The organism is Streptomyces sp. NPDC030814 (assembly GCF_055572155.1).
This window is the reverse complement of sequence record NZ_JBVIDX010000003.1, coordinates 515,526-534,975: the sequence shown is the minus strand read 5'-3', so window position 1 is coordinate 534,975 and position 19,450 is coordinate 515,526. Positions and strand designations below refer to the sequence as shown.

Here is a 19,450-nt window from a genome sequence, read left to right as displayed (position 1 = left end):
GGGCGACGGGCCCAGAGGACGGGGCGACGGGCCCAGAGGACGGGGCGACGGGCCCAGAGGACGGGGCGACGGGCCCAGAGGACGGGGCGACGGGCCCAGAGGACGGGGCGACGGGCCCAGAGGACGGGGCGACGGGCCCGGGGGCGTCCGGGGCTCGGTCCGGTGAGGGTGTGCGGCGCATGGTGGGGCTCACGGGTGCTGGGTGGTGGGGCAGTTGTCCCGAGGGACGGCCCCGGAGTCGTTGGTCGCGTACATGTGTTCCGCCTTTGCCGGCTCGGCGGCGTCGTCCGCGCTTCGGCCGCCCGCGGCCCGTTGCGTCCCCGCCGGCCGCTCGACGGAGAAACGTTCGATCAGGTCGCCGCTCGTCGGCGCGGACCCTCATGAACGGGGTTGCGCGGTGCCTTCAGCATCCCGCTGGACCGGGCGGCGGTCCAGGTGCCCGCGCCGCTTCGGCGGTCATGGCTCACTCTTCGGGTAACCGTCGTGCGCGGCCAGGTCCTTGTTGATGTCCTCCACCGCCGCGTCCAGCGTCTTCTCGGCCGGGGCCCCCGCGAAGACGATGTCGGCGACCGCGCGGGAGAACGCCTGGGTGATCGCCGGGTACGCGGGCGTCTGCGGCCGGGGCCGGGCGACACCGCTGCGCAACTGCTCGATGAACAGCCGCTCGGGACCGTTCTCGTCGAACTTCGTGGAAAGTTCGACCGCCCGTTCCGTCGCCGGGATCGCCCCGTTGGCCTCGCTCATCCTCAGCACCTGCTCCGGGCGCAGCAGATACTCCAGGAAACGCCACACCGCGTCGCCGTCCGCGCCGCCCGAGGGGATGCCCCACTGCCAGGACCCCATCCCGGTGACGGTGCCGGCGCCGAAGTCGGGCAGCGGCACGATCGCCACGTCCCCGGGGTGCGCCGCGCTGAACTCGCCGTACTTCCAGTGCCCCATCCAGGAGAGCGGAGTGCGCCCCTTCACGAACGCGTTCTTGTCCTTGTCCCGGTCGACGTATCCCTTCTTCACCCAGCTCTGCAGGGTGGTGAGCGCCTTCACCGCCTTCGGGCCGTTGAGGTGGCCGTCAGCCGTGCGGAACCCCTTGGGATCGATGAGGTCGCCGCCCGCCGACCACACGGCCGGGGCGAAGGCATAGGTGTTCCACTCGTCGGGGTGCGCCGAGTCGACGAAGTTGAGGTCGAGCGGCGCCTCGTACCCCTCGGCCCGCAGTCTGCGCAGGATCCGCGTCAACTCGTCGGTGGTCCAGGCGTCCTCCGGGCCCTTCGGGATCCGGATCCCGGCCTTGCGGAGCACCGAGGGCCGTACATACAGACCGAGCCCGGAGTCGAAGGTTCCGACACCCCACAACCGGCCGTCGTAGGTGCCCTGCCGGCGGATCGAGGGCAGCAGATCGTCGCGGACCTCGGCGGGCACGCAGGAGTCGATCGGTTTGAGCTTGCCGGACCAGGCGTAGCTGTAGAGGTTCGGGCCGTCGAAGTCGAGGAGGTCCGGCAGATCGCCGCTGGCCGCCGCGGACAGGACGAGTTCGGTGTAGGGGCGCTGCTCGGGCAGGGTCACCAGTTCGACGCGCACCTGTTGTTGCGCCTTGTTGAACTCCTTGACCTGGCTGCGCAGAGTGCTCTGTTCACCGCTCTGCCCGGCGTGGAACCACAGGGTGATGTGTGCGGTGCCGTCGATCCTGCCGTCGCAGGTCGTGTCGCCCGCCGCCTTGTCGCCCCCTGCCGGCCGGTCGTCCTCGGCGCTGCATCCGGCCAGTAGCAGTGCCGCCGCCGACATTCCCGCCAGCAGGGCACGACGGACCTGACGTCTCCCGACGCCGTTGTGCGACGCGTTCATCGCGTAGTACTCCCATTCGACCGGGCCACCTCGGCCCCAGGGCAGCGACATGCTACTCCCCGTGGCTTGTTCGATTCCCTCGGTGAGGGGGAAAGGACCGAATCGGCAAAGGACATCAGCACATTCCCAGTGACGGCGGACCGGCAGGGACAGCGCTTTCCGGCTACCGGGCGCCGGTTGTCGTCCTGCCGGACACCACCTCGTCGGCGGGAGCTCGCTGAACGGCCTCCGGGGAACCGGTCGCGGACGCTCCGGCGCGGGGATTCCTTCACAAGTCGAGGCTGTCGGGACGGGCGTCGCGCGACCCGCCGGGGTCCGGTCCCGGGCCTGCGGAACACTGAGGATCTTGCCGTCGGTGTCCGGCCATGTCCCGTCCCGGGTGTTGTCGGGACTTTGTCAACACGCTTCAATGCGGAGGAACTCAGGGCGGGGAACGCCGTCGTACGGATGTGAAGACGGACGGTCGCCGAGAGCCCCGCGCCTCCGCGGGGCGCCCCGGCCGGCCCACGCGTGGTGCAACCAGCCGACGCGCACTCACAGAAAGGCTTCTCCATGCGGCACGCCACAGAGCACGCCGACGTCGCGGCGACCGCGGACGTCGACACGGCGGAGTTGGAGTCGGCCCTGCGCGGTGGTCCCTTCCATGTCGCGCTGCGCGCGGCGATCGCCGCGCGCGGGCTGCCGTTGCAGCGGGTGCAGCACCATCTGTCGCGCCGCGGGGTCAAGGTCGGCGTGACCAGTCTGAGTTACTGGCAGCAGGGCGCGCGGCGCCCCCAGCGCCCCGAGTCGCTGCGGGCGGTGCGGGCCCTGGAGGAGATCCTGCGGCTTCCGGACGAGTCGCTGATCCGCCTGCTCGCCCTGTCGGCGGAGCCCTCCGGGCCGGGCCGCGGCGCCGGGCGTTCCTACCGCTCCCTCGTGGAGGCCCCGGACGTCCTGGGGCGTCTCCTCGGCGAGCTGGGCTCGCCGCTCGACGGCGGGGTGCACACCATCGGCCATCACGAGAGGGTCCGCGTCGGCGCGCACCGGGAGTTGCTGGGCCGCGAGTCCCAGCACATCGTGCGGGCCCACAGGGACGGCGTGGACCGCTATGTGGCCGTCCATCACGGCGACCCGGGCTGCGTGCCGGAACGCATGGCGGTCCGTGCCCTGGAGAACTGCCGCCGGGGCCGGGTGCGCTGGGACGACGACGCGGGGGTCCTCGTCGCCGAGTTCCTCTTCGACACCCGGCTGCGCAGTGGCGACACGTTCCTGTTCCGTTACGGCGTCGACGACGGAACGGCCGGGGTATGCACCGAGTACGTCCGGGGCTTCCGGTCGGCGGGCGGGCAGTACGCCCTCCAGGTGCGCTTCGACGAGCGGGCGCTGCCGGCGCGCTGCCACCGATTCAGCCAGCATTCGGCGGCCGCCACGCGCGGCGGGCGGCAGCCCCTCCCGCTGAGCGGGCTGCACCGCTGCGTGCACCTGGTGGAGCCCCGGGTGCGCACGGGTGTCGTCGGCATCGGCTGGGACTGGGAGTAGGGGAACGGTCCGGGGTGCCCCCTTCCCGGACTCGGCCGGGGCCGCCCGTCAGCGGGCGCAAGGGTCTGAGGTACCTTCCGGCGGAGACTTCCCAGAAAGGACCCGTCCGTGATCGTCGTCGCCGGTGAAGCCCTGATCGACCTGGTTCCCAGGGGTTCGGGTCCGCTCGCGGATCTGCGGCCGGCGCGCGGCGGCGGGCCGTACAACACGGCGGTCGCGCTCGGCCGGCTCGGCTCCCCCACGGCGTTCTGCTCCCGGGTGTCGTACGACGTGTACGGCGAAGCCCTGCTGGCCGGACTGCGCGAGGCCGGTGTGGACGTGACCTCCGTGCAGCGCGGCCCGGAGCCGACGACGCTCGCGCTGGCCTCGCTCGGCGAGGACGGCTCCGCCCGGTACTCCTTCTACGGGGAGGGCAGCGCCGACCGTCTGTTCGAGGTACCCGAGCGCCTCCCGGCGGGCACCGGCGCCGTCTCCTTCGGCACCTGCTCGCTGGTCCTGGAGCCGGGTGCGAGCGCGTACGAGGAGCTGCTGCACGGCGCCGCGGCCCGGGGTGTCTTCACCGCCCTCGACCCCAACATCCGGGCCGGGCTCATCCCCGATGCCGCCGCCCACCGTGCCCGCTTCAAGAGCTGGCTGCCCTCGGTGTCGCTGCTCAAGCTGTCCGAGGAGGACGCCGAGTGGCTGGGCGGCACCCCTGACCAGTGGCTGGCCTCCGGGCCGTCGGCCGTCGTGGTCACCCGTGGCGGGGATGGCCTGACCGCCTACACCCGTGACGGGGCCGAGTACTCCGTGCCGGGTGAGAAGGTCGATGTCGTCGACACCATCGGCGCCGGTGACACGGTGAACGCGGCCCTCCTGCACGGTCTGTCCGCGGGTGACGCCCTGTCCGCGGCCTCGCTCACCGCTCTCACCGCCGAGGACTGGACCGGGCTGCTGCGCTTCGCCGCACGCGCGGCGGCCGTCACCTGCTCCCGAGCGGGCGCGGAACCGCCGTACGCGTCAGAGGTGGAGGGGGACTGACGCGTCCTGTGCCCGCGCGTCGGAGGTGGAACGGGCGGTGCCCCGCGGGGAGGTTCCCGCGGGGCACACCGTTGTTCCGGGTCCGGCAGGTCAGGCCTTGCGCGCCCGCGTGGTCTTCTTCGCGGGAGTCGCCTTCTTCGTGGCCGTGGCCGCCTTCTTGGCCGCCGCGCCGTCGGTGGTCCTGGTGGTGCGGGCGGTGGCGGTCTTCTTGGCCGTCGCTCCGGCGGCGACCGCCTTCTTGGCGGTGGCCCTGCGCGATGCCTTCACCGGTGAGGCGTCGCTGATCCGGTCGGCGCCGAGGATCTCGCGCAGGAACTTGCCGGTGTGGCTGGCCGGGACCCCGGCGACCTGCTCGGGGGTGCCCTCGGCGACGACGAGGCCACCGCCGGCGCCGCCCTCGGGGCCCATGTCGACGACCCAGTCGGCGGTCTTGATGACGTCGAGGTTGTGCTCGATGACGATGACCGTGTTGCCCTTGTCGACCAGGCCGGACAGGACCTTCAGCAGCTTGCTGATGTCCTCGAAGTGCAGTCCGGTGGTCGGCTCGTCCAGGACGTAGACCGTGCGGCCGGTGGAGCGCTTCTGCAGCTCGCTGGCGAGCTTCACGCGCTGCGCCTCACCGCCGGAGAGGGTGGTCGCCGCCTGGCCGAGGCGGACGTAACCGAGGCCGACGTCCTTCAGGGTGTTGAGGTGGCGGGCGATCGCGGGGACGGCCTCGAAGAAGCCCGTGGCCTCCTCGATCGGCATGTTCAGCACCTCGGCGATGGACTTGCCCTTGTAGTGGACCTCCAGGGTCTCCCGGTTGTACCGGGCGCCGTGGCAGACCTCGCACGGGACGTAGACGTCCGGGAGGAAGTTCATCTCGATCTTGATGGTGCCGTCGCCCGCGCAGTTCTCGCAGCGGCCGCCCTTGACGTTGAAGGAGAAGCGGCCGGGCAGATAGCCGCGGACCTTCGCCTCGGTGGTCTCGGCGAACAGCTTGCGGATGTGGTCGAAGACGCCGGTGTACGTCGCCGGGTTGGACCGGGGGGTGCGGCCGATGGGCGACTGGTCGACGTGCACGACCTTGTCGACGAGGTCGTCGCCGTCCACGCGCGTGTGCCGTCCCGGTACGTTCCTCGCGCCGTTCAGCTCGCGGGCCAGGTGGGTGTAGAGGATGTCGTTGACCAGCGTGGACTTGCCGGAGCCCGAGACGCCCGTGACGGCCGTGAAGACGCCGAGGGGGAAGGACACGTCGATGTCCTGGAGGTTGTTCTCCCGGGCGCCGTGCACGGTGAGCCGCCGGGTCGGGTCGAGCGGGCGGCGGATGTCGGGCAGCGGGATGGCCTTCCTGCCCGACAGGTACTGCCCGGTCTGCGACTCGGCGTTGGCCAGCAGCTCCTTCAGGGAGCCGCTGTGCACGACCTTGCCGCCGTGCTCACCGGCGCCGGGGCCGATGTCGACGACCCAGTCGGCGGTCTTGATGGTGTCCTCGTCGTGCTCGACGACAATCAGCGTGTTGCCCATGTCGCGCAGCCGGACCAGGGTCTCGATGAGCCGGTGGTTGTCCCGCTGGTGCAGACCGATGGAGGGCTCGTCGAGGACGTACAGCACGCCGACGAGTCCCGAGCCGATCTGCGTGGCGAGACGGATGCGCTGAGCCTCACCGCCGGAGAGGGTGCCGGCCGCGCGGTTCAGCGAGAGGTAGTCGAGGCCGACGTCGACCAGGAACCGCAGTCGTTCGTTGACCTCCTTCAGCACCCGCTCGGCGATCTTCTTGTCGCGGGCGCCCAGCTTCAGCTCGCCCAGGAAGTCCGCGCAGTCGCTGATGGACATGGCGGAGACCTCGGCGATCGACTTCTCCATGATCGTGACCGCGAGGACGATCGGCTTCAGACGGGTGCCCTCACAGGTGGGGCAGGGCACCTCGCGCATGTAGCCCTCGAAGCGCTCCCGGCTGGCGTCGCTCTCGGCCTCGCTGTGCCGCCGCTTCACGAAGGGGACGGCGCCCTCGAAGGCCGTGGTGTACACCCGCTCGCGGCCGTAGCGGTTGCGGTAGCGGACCTCGATCTGCGTCTTGTGGCCGTACAGCAGTGCCTTCTTCGCGCGCTGCGGGAGACCGGCGAAGGGGATGTCCGTCCGGAAGCCCAGCGCGTCGGCGAGGGCGCCGATGAGGCGGCCGAAGTAGTCCTTGGTGTGGCCGTGCGACCAGGGGTGGATGGCGCCCTCGTCGAGCGACTTGTCCTCGTCCGGGACGATCAGCTCCGGGTCGACCTCCATGCGCGTGCCGATGCCGGTGCAGTCGGGGCAGGCGCCGAAGGGCGAGTTGAAGGAGAAGGAGCGGGGCTCCAGCTCCTCGAAGGACAGGTCGTCGTACGGGCAGTACAGGTGCTCCGAGAACATGCGCTCGCGCTCGGGGTCGTCCTCGGGGAGATCGACGAAGTCGAGCACGACCATGCCGCCGGACAGGCCGAGGGCGGTCTCCACGGAGTCGGTGAGCCGGCGCTTGGCGGAGTCCTTCACCGTGAGGCGGTCGACGACCACCTCGATGGTGTGCTTCTCCTGCTTCTTCAGGGTGGGCGGGTTGGAGAGCTGGACGGTCTCGCCGTCCACCCGCGCGCGGCTGTAACCCTTGGTCTGGAGGTCCGCGAAGAGGTCGACGAACTCGCCCTTGCGCTCGCGCACCAGCGGGGACAGCACCTGGAAGCGGCTGCCCTCGGGCAGCTCCAGCACCCGGTCGACGATGGCCTGCGGCGACTGGCGGGAGATCGGGCGGCGGCACTGGGGGCAGTGCGGTTTGCCGATGCGCGCGAAGAGCAGCCGGAGGTAGTCGTAGACCTCGGTGATCGTGCCGACCGTCGAGCGCGGGTTGCGCGAGGTCGACTTCTGGTCGATGGAGACCGCCGGCGACAGACCCTCGATGAAGTCGACGTCCGGCTTGTCCATCTGCCCGAGGAACTGCCGGGCGTAGGAGGACAGCGACTCGACGTACCGGCGCTGCCCCTCCGCGAAGATCGTGTCGAAGGCCAGCGAGGACTTGCCCGACCCGGACAGGCCCGTGAAGACGATGAGCGAGTCCCGTGGGAGGTCGAGCGAGACGTTCTTCAGGTTGTGCTCGCGCGCGCCACGGACGATGAGACGGTCGGCCACGCCGGTCCGCACCTTTCTTGAGTGAAGTGACAGGAGCGGAGCCCCCGTCCTTCACAGACTAGGGGGAGCCACTGACAGCGCCGGTCCTGTTTCCCCGTTCCACAACAATCCCGGGCCTTCCAGCATGCCCGACGCAGGACTCGACCATATAGCACGTGCATTCGATTATGGTCCGGGGTCCGCCACCTTCACCCGAAGGGGTGGCGGAGCTAGGGTCGGCGGCATGAATTCTCACGTGCGTGACCTGCACTCTGTACAGGAAGCGACCGAGCGGCTCCTCACCGCAGTCGCCAAGCTGGACAACGCGGCTGTGACCCAGCCGTCACGGCTTCCCGGCTGGACCCGCGGCCATGTCCTCGCCCACCTCGCCCGCAACGCGGACGCGATCGTGAACGTCCTCGAGGGGCGTCCCATGTACGTCTCCGCCGAGGCCCGGGACGCCGACATCGAGCGCGATGCGCCCCGCCCCCTGGAGACTCAGCTCACCGACCTGCGCGAAAGCGCGAAGCGCTTCCAGGAGGCCGCCTCCGTTCCCGCGGACTGGTCGCGCACGGTCGAGCTGCGCAACGGGGTCACGGATGCGGCGTCCCGGGTGCCGTTCCGGCGCTGGATCGAGGTGGAGCTCCACCATGTGGACCTCGACATCGGGTACGAGCTGGAGGACCTGCCGCAGGACTTCGCCCAGCGCGAGATCAACTTCCTGACCGAGCGGTTCCGCGACCACCCCGCTGTCCCCGCGGTGACGATCAAGCAGGACGACGGGCGGCTGCTCTTCACCGGAGCCGTCAAGGGCCTCACCGAGGAGCAGCTCGGGAGCGGCGGCCACACGCTCATGGTCACCGGCCGCCAGGCCGACCTCCTCGGCTGGCTCGCCGGACGGCGCGCCGGCAGCGCGCTGCGCGTCGAGGGCGGCACCCTGCCGTCACTGCCCGCGCTGTAGCGGCCGCGGATGCGCCCGCGGCCTAGACTGACGGCCATGACGTACAGCGGAGCGGTGAAGGTCGGCGGCCCTGCGGATGTGCACGAGCTGCCGGACCTGATGATCTCCAAGGTCGCGGTGGGCCCGATGGACAACAACGCCTATCTGTTGCGCTGCCGGGCCACCGACGAGCAGCTGCTGATCGACGCCGCGAACGACGCCGGGACCCTGCTCACGCTGATCGGTGACGACGGGATCGCGTCCGTCGTCACCACGCACCAGCACGGCGACCACTGGCAGGCCCTCGCCGAGGTGGTGGCTGCCACGGGCGCCCGTACGTACGCGGGCCGGGACGACGCCGAGGGCATTCCGGTGCCGACCGACGTGCTCGTCGACGACGGCGACGCGATCCGGGTGGGGCGCGTGGAGCTGACCGCGCGCCACCTCGTGGGCCACACACCGGGTTCGATCGCCCTGGTCTACGACGACCCGCACGGGCATCCCCATGTGTTCACCGGGGACTGCCTCTTCCCGGGCGGTGTGGGCAACACCCGCAAGGACCCCGAGGCGTTCGCCAGTCTCATCCACGACGTGGAGACGAAGATCTTCGGCACACTGCCCGACGAGACATGGGTCTACCCGGGCCACGGCAACGACACGACACTCGGCGCCGAACGCCCGCACCTGCCGGAGTGGCACGCACGGGGCTGGTGAACGCCCTTGCGTCGTACGGCGTTTGCTGAGCCGTATGGCCGGGGGGCGAGTCGTACCCTCACGCGCCCCGTGTGAATCGAACGCACACACCGGTGTCACGCGCGCGCTCCCGGCGCACGCCCTGGCGTAGTCCACTGGAAGACAGGTCCGCACGGGATGACAGCTCCCGTGCGGATGGGCCGCCGGCCTCCCTATCCCCGCCCTCGGCCGGCGGCCCCGCCCGTGCGCCGCTCAAGCGCTCTCCACGGTGCCCTGTGTAAGGGTTCATGCGGGGCGGCACCCCTAGCGTCAAGTGCCGGCGCAAAGGAGGAGCCGGGCCGGGACGGCGCGGACGACGTCGGCATGCCCGGCGGGAGCCACGCCCTCCGCGCCACGGCTCGTTACGGGAGCGCTTACAAGCGCGCCCGGCCCCGTCGGGCCACGGACGTCGCCGCCCACGGCGACTCCGTACGCGCCACCGACGTCATCGTGGGGCGCGGCCTCAACCACACGCCGTGGGAACGCCGCACCGCCGAGGAGATCTTCGGCGATCCGGGGCAGGAGCGAGCGCACACGGCGCTTCCTGCGACGGACCGTGGAGTGGGGCCGCCCGTGAAGCGCTGACCACGAGCCGTGCCGTCCGGAGCGGTCGGTCCGTCCGTCGGTCGGTCCGTCCGTCCGTCCGTCGGTCCGTCCGTCCGTCCGTCCGTCGGTCGGTCGGTCCGTCCGTCGGTCGGTCCGTAGGTGAGGGGTGTGTGTGCTCCTGGCGACCGGTTGTTACGCCTCCGCCTTCCCCGCGCCCACCAGCGCGGCCACCCGCTCCACACCGAACACATAGCCCTGCACCCCGCACCCCGCGATGACGCCGTCGGCGCGCAGCGAGACGTACGAGTGGTGCCGGAACGCCTCCCGCCGGTGGATGTTGGAGATGTGGACCTCCAGCACGGGCAGGCCGTCACAGGTGTTGAGGGCGTCCAGGATCGCCACGGAGGTGTGCGAGTAGGCGCCGGGGTTGATGACGATCCCGCAGTGGTGGAGCCGTGCCTCGTGGATCCAGTCGACCAGCTCGCCCTCGTGGTTGGACTGCCGGAAGTCGACCGTGCCGCCGTGCGCGGCCGCGGCCTTGGCGCACATGGCCTCCACGTCGGCGAGCGTGTCGGAGCCGTAGATCTCGGGCTGCCGCTGGCCCAGCAGGTTGAGGTTGGGCCCGTTGAGGATCATGATCGGGGCGTTGGCGAGGCTGCGGGGCACGGTTCCTCCGGTCCTTTCGGGTGGGCGGCCCGCGGGGGGGCCGCTGCTCGGACCCGGTTTATCACGGTGCGAGGACCTGAGCAGAGGCCATAGCCTCCCGTCATGACCATGCCCATGTATCCCCCCAAGCCGTCGCGCGGCGACCGGGTGGCCGTCATCTCACCCGGCGCCGGTCTGCCCGGACTCTTCCCCCGGCCCTTCGAACTCGGGCTGGAGCGGCTGCGGGAGGAGTACGGACTCGAACCGGTCGAGTACCCGACGACCCGCACGATGGGCGCGACGCCCCGCGAGCGGGCCGACGACGTCCACGCGGCCTTCGCCGACCCGGCGGTGAAGGCGGTGTTCACCTCCATCGGGGGCGACGACCAGATCACCGTCCTGCCCCTGCTGGACAGGGAGTTGATCCGGGCCAACCCCAAGCCGTTCTTCGGGGTCAGCGACAACACCAACCTGCTGGCGTTCCTCTACAACGCCGGGATCGTCGGCTACCACGGCGGGACCGTGATGACCGCGCTGGGCAGGCCCGGCGCCATGAACCCGGTGACCGCCGAGTCGCTGCGCGCCGCGCTGTTCACCTCGGGGCCGTACGAACTGCGGCCCGCCGAGCGCTTCAACGACATCGAGCGCGACTGGGCCGACCCGGCGACCTTCGGCGCGGAGCCGCAGAGCTGGCCCGGCGCCGGATGGACCTGGGTGAACGCCGACCGCGTGGTGGAAGGCCGCAGTTGGGGCGGCTGTCTGGAGATCCTGGGCTGGCTGCTGATGGCGGATCGCGAGGTGCCGCGCGATCCGTCCGTCTTCGACGGCGGGGTGCTCTTCCTGGAGACCTCGGAGGAACTGCCGAGCGGCGAGGAGGTCTTCCGGACGCTGCGGAACATGGGCGAGCGCGGGCTGCTCGGGCGCTTCTCCGCGCTCCTGATGGGCCGCCCGAAGACCTGGTCCTTCGAGAAGCCCAACGGCCCGGAGGAGGCCGGGCGTTACGCCGCAGGGCAGCGGGAGGCGGTGCTCCGCGCGATGCGTGTCTACGCCCCGGACACCACGATCGTCTTCGACGTGGATCTCGGGCACACCGATCCGCAGGTCGTCACTCCCTATGGCGGTGTAATCCGGGTGGACGGTCCCGCCCGGCGCATCACCGTGACCTACTGAGCACGGTTGACGCCTCCTGGGACACCCGCACGTCGAACGGGCCTCCGCACGCCCCCGTGACCGCATGTCACGGTGGGTAGTTGACGCGGCATGCACAGTGCACGCACGGTAAGACCGCCCTCCATGCTGCGGCTCGCGGCCGCCTCGCTCGCCGGGACGGCCATCGAGTTCTACGACTTCTTCGTCTACGGGACGGCAGCGGCCCTCGTCCTGGGACCGCTGTTCTTCCCGACGTTCTCGCCGGTGGCAGGCACCCTCGCGGCCTTCGCGACCTTCGGAGTCGGCTTCGTGGCCAGGCCGCTGGGCTCGGTGCTCTTCGGGCACATCGGGGACCGGCACGGCAGGCGACCGGTCCTCGTCGCCTCCCTGCTGCTGACCGGCGGCGCGACCGTCGCCGTCGGCTGCGTCCCCACCTTCGACTCGATCGGTGTCACCGCCCCCTTCCTCCTGCTCGTCCTGCGCTTCCTGCAAGGGCTCGGGCTCGGCGGGGAGTGGGGCGGAGCGGTGCTGCTGACGGCGGAGCACGCGCCGCCCGAGCGGCGAGGGCTGTGGTCGAGCTTCCCGCAGATCGGCCCCGCGGTGGGCTTTCTGCTGGCGAACGGGGTGACGCTGGCGCTGTCGGCGACCCTGACGGACGCCCAGTTCGCCTCCTGGGGATGGCGGGTGCCGTTCTGGGCGGCGGGTGTGCCGGCCGTGGCCGGGCTGTGGCTGCGGTCGTCGCTCGTGGAGAGCCCCCGGTTCCTGGAGATCGAGGACCACACGCGCGTGCCGTTCGTCGAGGTGGTGCGCGGCCACTGGCGGCTGCTCCTGCTGACGGCCGGGGCGCTCGCCATCGGGTACGCGGTGTTCTACGCGGTGACGACCTGGTCCCTCGCCTACGGGACCGAGCGGCTCGGGGTGAGCCGTACCGTCATGCTTGCGTGCGTCATGGGTGCCGTGGTGGTCAAGGGCGCCCTCACCCCGCTGGTGGCCGTGCTCGGCGACCGGTACGGGCGGCGACCGATGTGCCTGGCGGGCTGCACCGCCACCGTGCTGTGGATGTTCCCCCTGGTCGCGCTGCTGTCGACCGGCGAGCCCCTGTTGATGTTCCTCGGCTTCCTGGTGGCGATGCTCGCGTTCGTCACGATGTTCGCCGTCATCGCCGCGTATCTGCCGGAGCTGTACGAGCCCCGGGTGCGCTGCACGGGAGCAGCGGTGGGCTACAACCTCGGCGGGGTCCTCGGCGGCGCCCTGACGCCGATCGTGGCCACCGCCGTGTCCCAGGGTGGCCGGGTGCCCTGGGGGGTCGGCGCCTATCTGACGGGCATCGCCCTGCTGAGCCTCGGCTGCTTCACACTGCTGCCGGAGACCCGGCCGGTCCCGAAGGCCGCCGCTGAGGCGGCGGAGCCCACCGCGGCCTGAGCGGGCGGGGGGTGCCCGGCTACGGGGTCACCGCGAGCTCCAGGTACGCCGCGAACAGCACCAGGTGCACCCCGCCCTGGAGCGGCGTCGCGCCCCGGCACCACGGCCGGCGACGCCACGACGACGGTCAGGGCGAGCAGCACCAGATGGGTGGCGCCGAGGCCGAGGACCAGCGGACCGGAGAGCCAGAGCGAGGCGGGCATGCGGGGCCCTTTCAGATGTGAAAGGGCCCCGCACTCCGGTCGACGCCGTGGATGCGCGTCTTCGGTGGGCGGGGCCCCTTCGATCCTTGCTGTGCTGTGCGGCGGGCGCCGTCAGGCCTCGATGCTGTCCTTCTCGGCGCCTTCGGCCTTCGGCTGCTCCGCCTCGGCCGCCGCCTGCTTCCTGGTGGCCATGAGGCTGGTGATCGTGGTGACGATCAGGACCGAGCAGATCACACCGAGGGAGACCGGGATGGAGATCTCGGGTACATGGACACCGGACTCGTGCAGCGCGTGCAGCACCAGCTTCACGCCGATGAAGCCGAGGATGACCGACAGACCGTAGGACAGGTGCACCAGCTTCTTCAGCAGGCCGCCGATGAGGAAGTACAGCTGCCTGAGGCCCATCAGCGCGAACGCGTTGGCCGTGAAGACGATGTACGGGTCCTGGGTCAGGCCGAAGATCGCAGGGATGGAGTCCAGTGCGAAGAGCACGTCGGTGGTGCCGATCGCGAGCATCACGACCAGCATCGGCGTCATGACGCGCTTGCCGTTCTGCTCGATCCACAGCTTGGTGCCGTGGTAGCGGTCGGCGACGCCGAAGCGCTTCTCGGCGGCCTTGAGGAGCTTGTTCTCCTCGTACTCCTCCTCCGGCTCGTCGGCACGGGCCTCCTGGATCAGCTTCCAGGCGGTGTAGATCAGGAACGCGCCGAAGATGTAGAAGACCCAGGCGAAGCTGGAGATGATCGCCGCGCCCGCGGCGATGAATATCGCGCGCAGCACCAGGGCTATCAGTACACCGACGAGCAGGACCCGCTGCTGGTACTGCGAGGGCACCGCGAACTTCGCCATGATCAGGACGAAGACGAAGAGGTTGTCGACGCTCAGCGACTTCTCGGTGATGAAGCCGGCGAAGAATTCTCCGGCCGGCTGGCCGCCGGCGAAGACGAGCAGCCCGAGCCCGAAGAGGACGGCGAGGACGATCCAGACGATCGTCCAGATCCCGGCTTCCTTGATGGACACGTCATGGGGCTTGCGGCCGATGAAGAAGTCGACCGCGATGAGGGCGGCAAGGCCCACCACTGTCAGGACCCACAGGGTCGTGGAAACATCCACTGCGCCTCCGGCAGTACGTAACGGCAAATTGCAGCGTCATCGCTACCGGAGGTCTCTTCCACCCGGTCCTCCAGGGCGTTCCACAACGCCTGGTGCCGCCGGGCCGACGCCCCGGGATCTGTCTGATCCGTATTGACGGGTACGCCGCAGCAAGCAGGGAGTACTCCCCTCCGCCCGTCAGAGCATACCCATTCACCAAGAGAAGGTAAAGATACAGGCAAAGGAAGTACCAAACCCGCAGGTCATATCGCTTTACTAGGTCTTGATGAAGGGAGGGCAGCCCTCGGTCCTCACCGGTTCCACGAACGGCGAGCGTCCGCGACCTCGGTGAGTACCTGCTGAAGGACCCGGCTGCCGGGCGGGACGAGCGACGGCTCGTACGTCCACGCGTGCCCGACCCAGGGATCGGCCAGATGATCGTCCGGAGTGGGTGTGAGTCGCAGCAGCGAACGCCACAGAGGGTCGAGCAACGGCCCGTACGCGGCGGCGTCCTGCCGGTCGGCGACCATCATCAGATGGACCCCGACGGCCGGGCCCTCGTCCGCGAGGTAGCGCAGCTGGGTCACGGCTCGGTCGTCGAAGCCGTGCGGGAAGTCGTTGACGATCAGGAGTTGCTCGGCTGTGTCGAAACCGGGCGGCAGCGCGTCGGCCGCTCCGCCGCGCACCGCCATCTGGACGAGGTCCACCCGCTGGGTGAGCCGCCCCAGCACGTCCGACACGCCCGTGGCGCCGACGGCGGGCGGTCCGGCGAGGACGCCAGGCTGGGTCAGCGGTACGAGCGTGGACGCCCCGGCGCCGGCCGGGTCGATGACATGGACGCTGAACTCCCCCGGTGGATAGACCGCGAGGAGCCGCGCGGCCAGCGCCACGGCGGTGTCCAGGGCGAGACGGCGCAGTTCGTCCGAGTCGGCGAGAGGGTCGGCGGAGCCGGAACGGCCGCTGTCGATCCACAGGCCCCGCTCCAGCGGCAGCCGGACCAGCATGGGGATGCGCAGGCCGTCGCTCTCCGGCAGATGCAGATCGCCCAGGCGCAGGGCCATCGGGACCTCCATCGGCACCCGGTAGCCGTGCCACACCGGGTTGTCCCAGCGGGCGTATGCCGTGGGCAGCGCGGGCTCGACGACATCGGCCTCGGCGCGGAGCTGGGCCAGGTCACGGTCGAGGGCGGCCCGGGCCTGGTCGACGAGCTGGGCGTGCTTGGCGCGTGCGGCCTCGCGTGCGGCGTCGCCCTGACCGCTGATACGGCTGCGCGGGTCGGAGAGGACCCTGTCCAGCTCCTGCTCCATGCGCGACTCGGCGAAGTCGACGGCGCTGCGGTACGCGGCCGTGGTGCGGGCCAGGTCCTCGAACATGCCCCACACCTGGTTGTAGAGCCGCTCGTCCATGGACCAGCCGGTCGCGTCCCCGGCCACGGGCTGCGCGGGCCGGCCGGGCTCGGCCGGGGGCGCGGTCGGCGGGGGCGGGGGCGGTGCGGTGGTCTGCCGGCCGGGATGGGTGTAGTTGACGGGCGCGGCGGCCATGGGGGCAGTGGGCTGGGTGTCGGCGGACGGGTCGTGCGGCGCGGTGCCGCCGTGTTGTCCGACGGGCTGGGGCGCGGCTCCCTGGGGTGCCGTGCCGGGGCCGCCGTGGGTCTGGTCCGGCCCCAGTGCGGGGGCGGGGGTCTGCCGTGGGCGGTCGGCGTCCGGCACACGGGGCGGGGGCGCCGCCACCGAGCGGGCCAGGCCGCGGGCGACCGCCTCGTGGATGCCTGCCGCGAGCTGCCGGGCCTCGGGCAGGCCCTGGTCGGTGAGCAGTTCCGCGAGGCCGCCCGCGTAGCCCTGGCCGACCGCGCGGACCTTCCACGCGCCCTGCCTGCGGTACAGCTCCAGGGCGACGACGGCGGACTCCGTCTGCAGACCGACGATGGTGTAACTGGCGACCTCGGTGCCGTCGAGGCCGGTGACCGCAACGAAGGGGGCGGCGACCGCGCCGAAACGGGCCGGGCCGCCGGTCCCCGTCGGCAGCGCCAGCAGCACGGTCACCCGGTGCACGGACGGCGGCAGGGCGTCGAGGTCCACGGCGAGGCGGTGGTCGGCCGCCGCCTGCTTGGACACCTCCAGTCCGGGCAGGGTCGGCGCGCCCGGGTGGGCCACCCACTCCACGCCGTGCACTTTGCCGTGCTCGTCGCCGAGGGTGGCCCCGGCGACGATCGGCGTGCCGGCCGAGACGCGGATCTCCAGTCGGGCCTCGGGCAGCGGATGGTTCTGCCCCCGGACCAGCTCGGCCGTCATCTGCTTCGTCCCCCCGTGTCGCTTGCTGCGTGATGCGTCGCGCTGCCTACAGGACCGGCAGGATCGCCGGCATCAGGTCCTGGAAGGTGCGGCCGTTGGCGGGCGAGCCGATGGCCGTCATCTGCCAGGCGGCGCCCGAGCGGTGCACCTTGGCCATGATCTGGGCCGTGTACTGGCCGCCGCCCGCGAGCGTGTATCGGGCCAGCTCCTGGCCGTTGGTTTCGTCCACCAGACGGCAGAAGGCGTTCTGCACTTCCTGGAAGGTCTGGCCGGTGAACGAGTTCACGGTGAAGACGATCTGGTCGATGTGGACCGGGACCCGGGCCAGGTCGACGAGGATGGCCTCGTCGTCGCCGCCCGCGCCGACACCGCCGACCAGGTTGTCACCGGTGTGACGGACGGAGCCGTCGTCGCTCACCAGATGGCGGAAGAAGACGACGTCGACCGGCTGCTTGTCCGCGAACAGCACGGCGGAGGCGTCGAGGTCGATCTCACGGGTACGGGACCCGAACAGGCCGCGCCGGGGGGCAGCCTGCCAGCCGAGACCCATGCGCACCGCGGTCAGGCTGCCTCCGTCGTTCTTCTGCAGACTGATGGCCTGACCCTTGGTCATGTTGACGGTCACGCGCCGATTCCCCTCTCGAACTGTCCCCTGTTGCCGCGGAGTCCGCGGATGTGCAGCACCTTACGCAGCGGCACCGACGGTGCCGCAGCCTGTGTCGCACTTTGTGTCGGTCTTGCAACACAGTGCGCCGCCCGGGGGCGCAGTCTGTTCCCCGGCGCCACTCGGCCCCGTCAGGCCAGGCCCGCCTCCTTCATCTGCCGTAGCTCCTTCTTCATCTCGGAGACCTCGTCGCGCAGCCGGGCGGCGATCTCGAACTGGAGGTCGGCGGCCGCCGCTCGCATCCGCTCCGTCATCTCCTCGATCTGCTGGGCGAGGTCGGCCGCGGGACGGTCGGTCGGTACGGTCTCCTTGGCCTTGCCCTTGGTGGACTTGGCCGCCTTGCCGCCGAGGGACGGCACGGGGGCCTTGGCTCCCTTGCCGTCCTTGCCCTTGCGGTAGCCCGTGCCGAGCAGCTGCTCGGTGTCGACGTCCTCGCGGGCGATCTGCGCGACGATGTCGTTGATCTTCTTGCGGAGTGGCTGCGGGTCGATGCCGTTGGCCTTGTTGTACGCGACCTGCTTCTCCCGGCGGCGGTTGGTCTCGTCGATGGCCTTCTCCATCGCCGGGGTGATCTTGTCGGCGTACATGTGGACCTGCCCGGACACGTTGCGCGCCGCGCGGCCGATGGTCTGGATGAGCGAGGTGCCGGAGCGCAGGAAGCCCTCCTTGTCGGCATCGAGGATCGAGACCAGGGAGACCTCGGGCAGGTCGAGGCCCTCCCGGAGGAGGTTGATGCCGACCAGGACGTCGTACTCGCCGGCGCGCAGCTCGCGCAGCAGCTCGACCCGGCGCAGGGTGTCGACGTCGCTGTGGAGGTAGCGGACCTGGATGCCGAGCTCCAGGAAGTAGTCGGTGAGGTCCTCGGCCATCTTCTTGGTGAGTGTGGTGACGAGGACCCGCTCGTCCTTCTCGGTGCGCTCCCGGATCTCGTGCACCAGGTCGTCGATCTGGCCCTCGGTGGGCTTGACGACCACCTGCGGGTCGACGAGGCCGGTGGGGCGGATGATCTGCTCGACCTGGCCGTCGGAGCGGGACAGCTCGTACTGGCCGGGGGTCGCCGACAGGTACACCGTCTGGCCGATGCGCTCCTGGAACTCCTCCCACTTCAGCGGGCGGTTGTCCAGGGCGGACGGCAGCCGGAAGCCATGGTCCACGAGGGTGCGCTTGCGGGAGGCGTCGCCCTCGTACATCGCGCCGATCTGAGGGACGGTCACATGGGACTCGTCGATGACGAGGAGGAAGTCGTCCGGGAAGTAGTCGAGCAGGGTGTTGGGCGGGGAACCGGGCTCGCGGCCGTCGAAGTGCATCGAGTAGTTCTCCACGCCGGAGCAGGAGCCGATCTGGCGGAGCATCTCGATGTCGTACGTGGTGCGCATGCGCAAGCGCTGGGCCTCCAGGAGCTTGCCCTGCTTCTCCAGCTCCGCGAGGCGCTCTCCCAGTTCCTTCTCGATGTCGTTGACCGCCCGTTCCATGCGTTCGGGGCCGGCGACGTAGTGGGAGGCGGGGAAGACGTACAGCTGCTGGTCGTCGCTGATGATCTCGCCGGTGAGGGGGTGGAGGGTGGAGAGGGCCTCGATCTCGTCGCCGAACATCTCGATGCGGACCGCGAGCTCCTCGTAGACCGGGAAGATCTCGATGGTGTCGCCGCGGACGCGGAAGGTGCCGCGGGTGAAGGCCAGGTCGTTGCGGGTGTACTGGATGTCGACGAAGCGGCGCAGCAGTTCGTCCCGGTCGACCTCCTCGCCCACCTTGAGGGGGACCATGCGGTCCACGTACTCCTGGGGCGTGCCGAGGCCGTAGATGCAGGAGACGGAGGCGACCACGACGACGTCGCGGCGGGTGAGCAGCGAGTTGGTCGCGGAGTGGCGCAGTCGCTCGACCTCCTCGTTGATCGAGGAGTCCTTCTCGATGTAGGTGTCCGACTGCGGGACGTAGGCCTCGGGCTGGTAGTAGTCGTAGTACGAGACGAAGTATTCGACCGCGTTGTTCGGCAGGAGCTCGCGGAACTCGTTGGCCAGCTGGGCGGCCAGCGTCTTGTTCGGCGCCATCACCAGGGTGGGGCGCTGGAGCTTCTCGATCATCCACGCGGTGGTGGCGGACTTGCCGGTGCCGGTCGCGCCGAGCAGAACGACGTCCTTCTCACCTGCTTCGATGCGCCGGGCCAGCTCGGCGATTGCCGTGGGCTGGTCGCCGCTCGGCTGATAGGGGCTGACGACCTCGAAGGGCGCCACCGTGCGTTCGATCTTGGAAACGGGCCGCATGGAATCCACCGTACGACCCC

The 19,450-nt window shown here is 70.6% G+C and carries 14 protein-coding genes and 1 pseudogene; 7 read left to right on the top strand and 8 right to left on the bottom strand.

All coding sequences use genetic code 11. The annotated features are described in order from the left end of the window. Positions 1 to 456 precede the first annotated feature (456 nt). On the bottom strand, positions 457 to 1,890 hold the full coding sequence (locus ACZ43N_RS09225; protein WP_468096150.1) for an ABC transporter substrate-binding protein: 1,434 nt from the start codon (positions 1,888 to 1,890) through the stop codon (positions 457 to 459). 501 nt (positions 1,891 to 2,391) lie between these two features. Here ACZ43N_RS09225 and ACZ43N_RS09220 point away from each other — a divergent pair. Next, a complete protein-coding gene (locus ACZ43N_RS09220; protein WP_468096149.1) occupies positions 2,392 to 3,357 on the top strand; it encodes a hypothetical protein in 966 nt (321 codons plus the stop codon). Positions 3,358 to 3,465: 108 nt separating this feature from the next. Beyond that, positions 3,466 to 4,377 (top strand): carbohydrate kinase family protein, encoded by a 912-nt coding sequence (locus tag ACZ43N_RS09215; protein ID WP_468096148.1) that lies wholly within the window; start codon positions 3,466 to 3,468, stop codon positions 4,375 to 4,377. 90 nt (positions 4,378 to 4,467) lie between these two features. On the opposite strand, the gene uvrA is transcribed toward ACZ43N_RS09215, so the two are convergent. Beyond that, the gene (uvrA, locus tag ACZ43N_RS09210; protein WP_468096147.1) at positions 4,468 to 7,506 is read right to left on the bottom strand and encodes an excinuclease ABC subunit UvrA; all 3,039 of its coding nucleotides are present in this window, start codon (positions 7,504 to 7,506) and stop codon (positions 4,468 to 4,470) included. 223 nt (positions 7,507 to 7,729) lie between these two features. On the opposite strand from uvrA, the gene ACZ43N_RS09205 reads away from it, so the two are divergent. From ACZ43N_RS09205 to ACZ43N_RS09195, 3 genes are all read left to right on the top strand, one after another. Next, positions 7,730 to 8,446 carry a maleylpyruvate isomerase family mycothiol-dependent enzyme gene (locus ACZ43N_RS09205; RefSeq protein WP_468096146.1) on the top strand — a complete coding sequence of 239 codons (717 nt, stop codon included), beginning with the start codon at positions 7,730 to 7,732 and terminating at the stop codon, positions 8,444 to 8,446. A gap of 36 nt (positions 8,447 to 8,482) precedes the next feature. Beyond that, a complete protein-coding gene (locus ACZ43N_RS09200) occupies positions 8,483 to 9,139 on the top strand; it encodes an MBL fold metallo-hydrolase (protein WP_468096144.1) in 657 nt (218 codons plus the stop codon). 342 nt (positions 9,140 to 9,481) lie between these two features. Further along, on the top strand, positions 9,482 to 9,742 hold the full coding sequence (locus ACZ43N_RS09195) for a hypothetical protein (RefSeq protein WP_468096142.1): 261 nt from the start codon (positions 9,482 to 9,484) through the stop codon (positions 9,740 to 9,742). A 153-nt stretch (positions 9,743 to 9,895) separates the two neighbouring features. Here the strand turns inward: ACZ43N_RS09195 and aroQ are convergent, their stop codons facing one another. After that, positions 9,896 to 10,369: a type II 3-dehydroquinate dehydratase gene (aroQ, locus tag ACZ43N_RS09190; protein ID WP_468096141.1), complete on the bottom strand. Its 474-nt coding sequence runs from the start codon at positions 10,367 to 10,369 to the stop codon at positions 9,896 to 9,898. A gap of 102 nt (positions 10,370 to 10,471) precedes the next feature. Between aroQ and ACZ43N_RS09185 the strand changes: the two genes are divergently transcribed. Then, positions 10,472 to 11,518 carry a S66 family peptidase gene (locus ACZ43N_RS09185; protein ID WP_468096140.1) on the top strand — a complete coding sequence of 349 codons (1,047 nt, stop codon included), beginning with the start codon at positions 10,472 to 10,474 and terminating at the stop codon, positions 11,516 to 11,518. Positions 11,519 to 11,641: 123 nt separating this feature from the next. Next, on the top strand, positions 11,642 to 12,919 hold the full coding sequence (locus ACZ43N_RS09180) for an MFS transporter (protein WP_468096138.1): 1,278 nt from the start codon (positions 11,642 to 11,644) through the stop codon (positions 12,917 to 12,919). A 19-nt stretch (positions 12,920 to 12,938) separates the two neighbouring features. On the opposite strand, the pseudogene ACZ43N_RS09175 reads toward ACZ43N_RS09180, so the two are convergent. The 5 genes and pseudogenes from ACZ43N_RS09175 to uvrB form a co-directional block, all read right to left on the bottom strand. Continuing rightward, positions 12,939 to 13,116 (bottom strand): annotated as a pseudogene (locus tag ACZ43N_RS09175) (ionic transporter y4hA); the annotation flags it as partial. 117 nt (positions 13,117 to 13,233) lie between these two features. Further along, the gene (locus ACZ43N_RS09170; protein WP_468096136.1) at positions 13,234 to 14,235 is read right to left on the bottom strand and encodes a TerC family protein; all 1,002 of its coding nucleotides are present in this window, start codon (positions 14,233 to 14,235) and stop codon (positions 13,234 to 13,236) included. 290 nt (positions 14,236 to 14,525) lie between these two features. Beyond that, positions 14,526 to 16,505: a TerD family protein gene (locus ACZ43N_RS09165; RefSeq protein ID WP_468096134.1), complete on the bottom strand. Its 1,980-nt coding sequence runs from the start codon at positions 16,503 to 16,505 to the stop codon at positions 14,526 to 14,528. Positions 16,506 to 16,551: 46 nt separating this feature from the next. Then, a complete protein-coding gene (locus ACZ43N_RS09160) occupies positions 16,552 to 17,130 on the bottom strand; it encodes a TerD family protein (protein WP_468096132.1) in 579 nt (192 codons plus the stop codon). Between the two features lie 170 nt (positions 17,131 to 17,300). Then, positions 17,301 to 19,430, bottom strand: coding sequence for an excinuclease ABC subunit UvrB (gene uvrB / locus ACZ43N_RS09155; protein ID WP_468096131.1), 2,130 nt, complete (start codon positions 19,428 to 19,430; stop codon positions 17,301 to 17,303). Positions 19,431 to 19,450 lie beyond the last annotated feature (20 nt).

Coding starts and splice junctions, on each gene's coding strand:
- ACZ43N_RS09195 (WP_468096142.1), top strand. CDS start 9,482: ATGCCCGGCGGGAGCCACGCCCTCCGCGCCACGGCTCGTTACGGGAGC.
- ACZ43N_RS09185 (WP_468096140.1), top strand. CDS start 10,472: ATGACCATGCCCATGTATCCCCCCAAGCCGTCGCGCGGCGACCGGGTG.
- ACZ43N_RS09180 (WP_468096138.1), top strand. CDS start 11,642: ATGCTGCGGCTCGCGGCCGCCTCGCTCGCCGGGACGGCCATCGAGTTC.
- ACZ43N_RS09165 (WP_468096134.1), bottom strand. CDS start 16,505: ATGACGGCCGAGCTGGTCCGGGGGCAGAACCATCCGCTGCCCGAGGCC.
- uvrB (WP_468096131.1), bottom strand. CDS start 19,430: ATGCGGCCCGTTTCCAAGATCGAACGCACGGTGGCGCCCTTCGAGGTC.
- ACZ43N_RS09200 (WP_468096144.1), top strand. CDS start 8,483: ATGACGTACAGCGGAGCGGTGAAGGTCGGCGGCCCTGCGGATGTGCAC.
- ACZ43N_RS09220 (WP_468096149.1), top strand. CDS start 2,392: ATGCGGCACGCCACAGAGCACGCCGACGTCGCGGCGACCGCGGACGTC.
- ACZ43N_RS09225 (WP_468096150.1), bottom strand. CDS start 1,890: ATGTCGCTGCCCTGGGGCCGAGGTGGCCCGGTCGAATGGGAGTACTAC.
- ACZ43N_RS09205 (WP_468096146.1), top strand. CDS start 7,730: ATGAATTCTCACGTGCGTGACCTGCACTCTGTACAGGAAGCGACCGAG.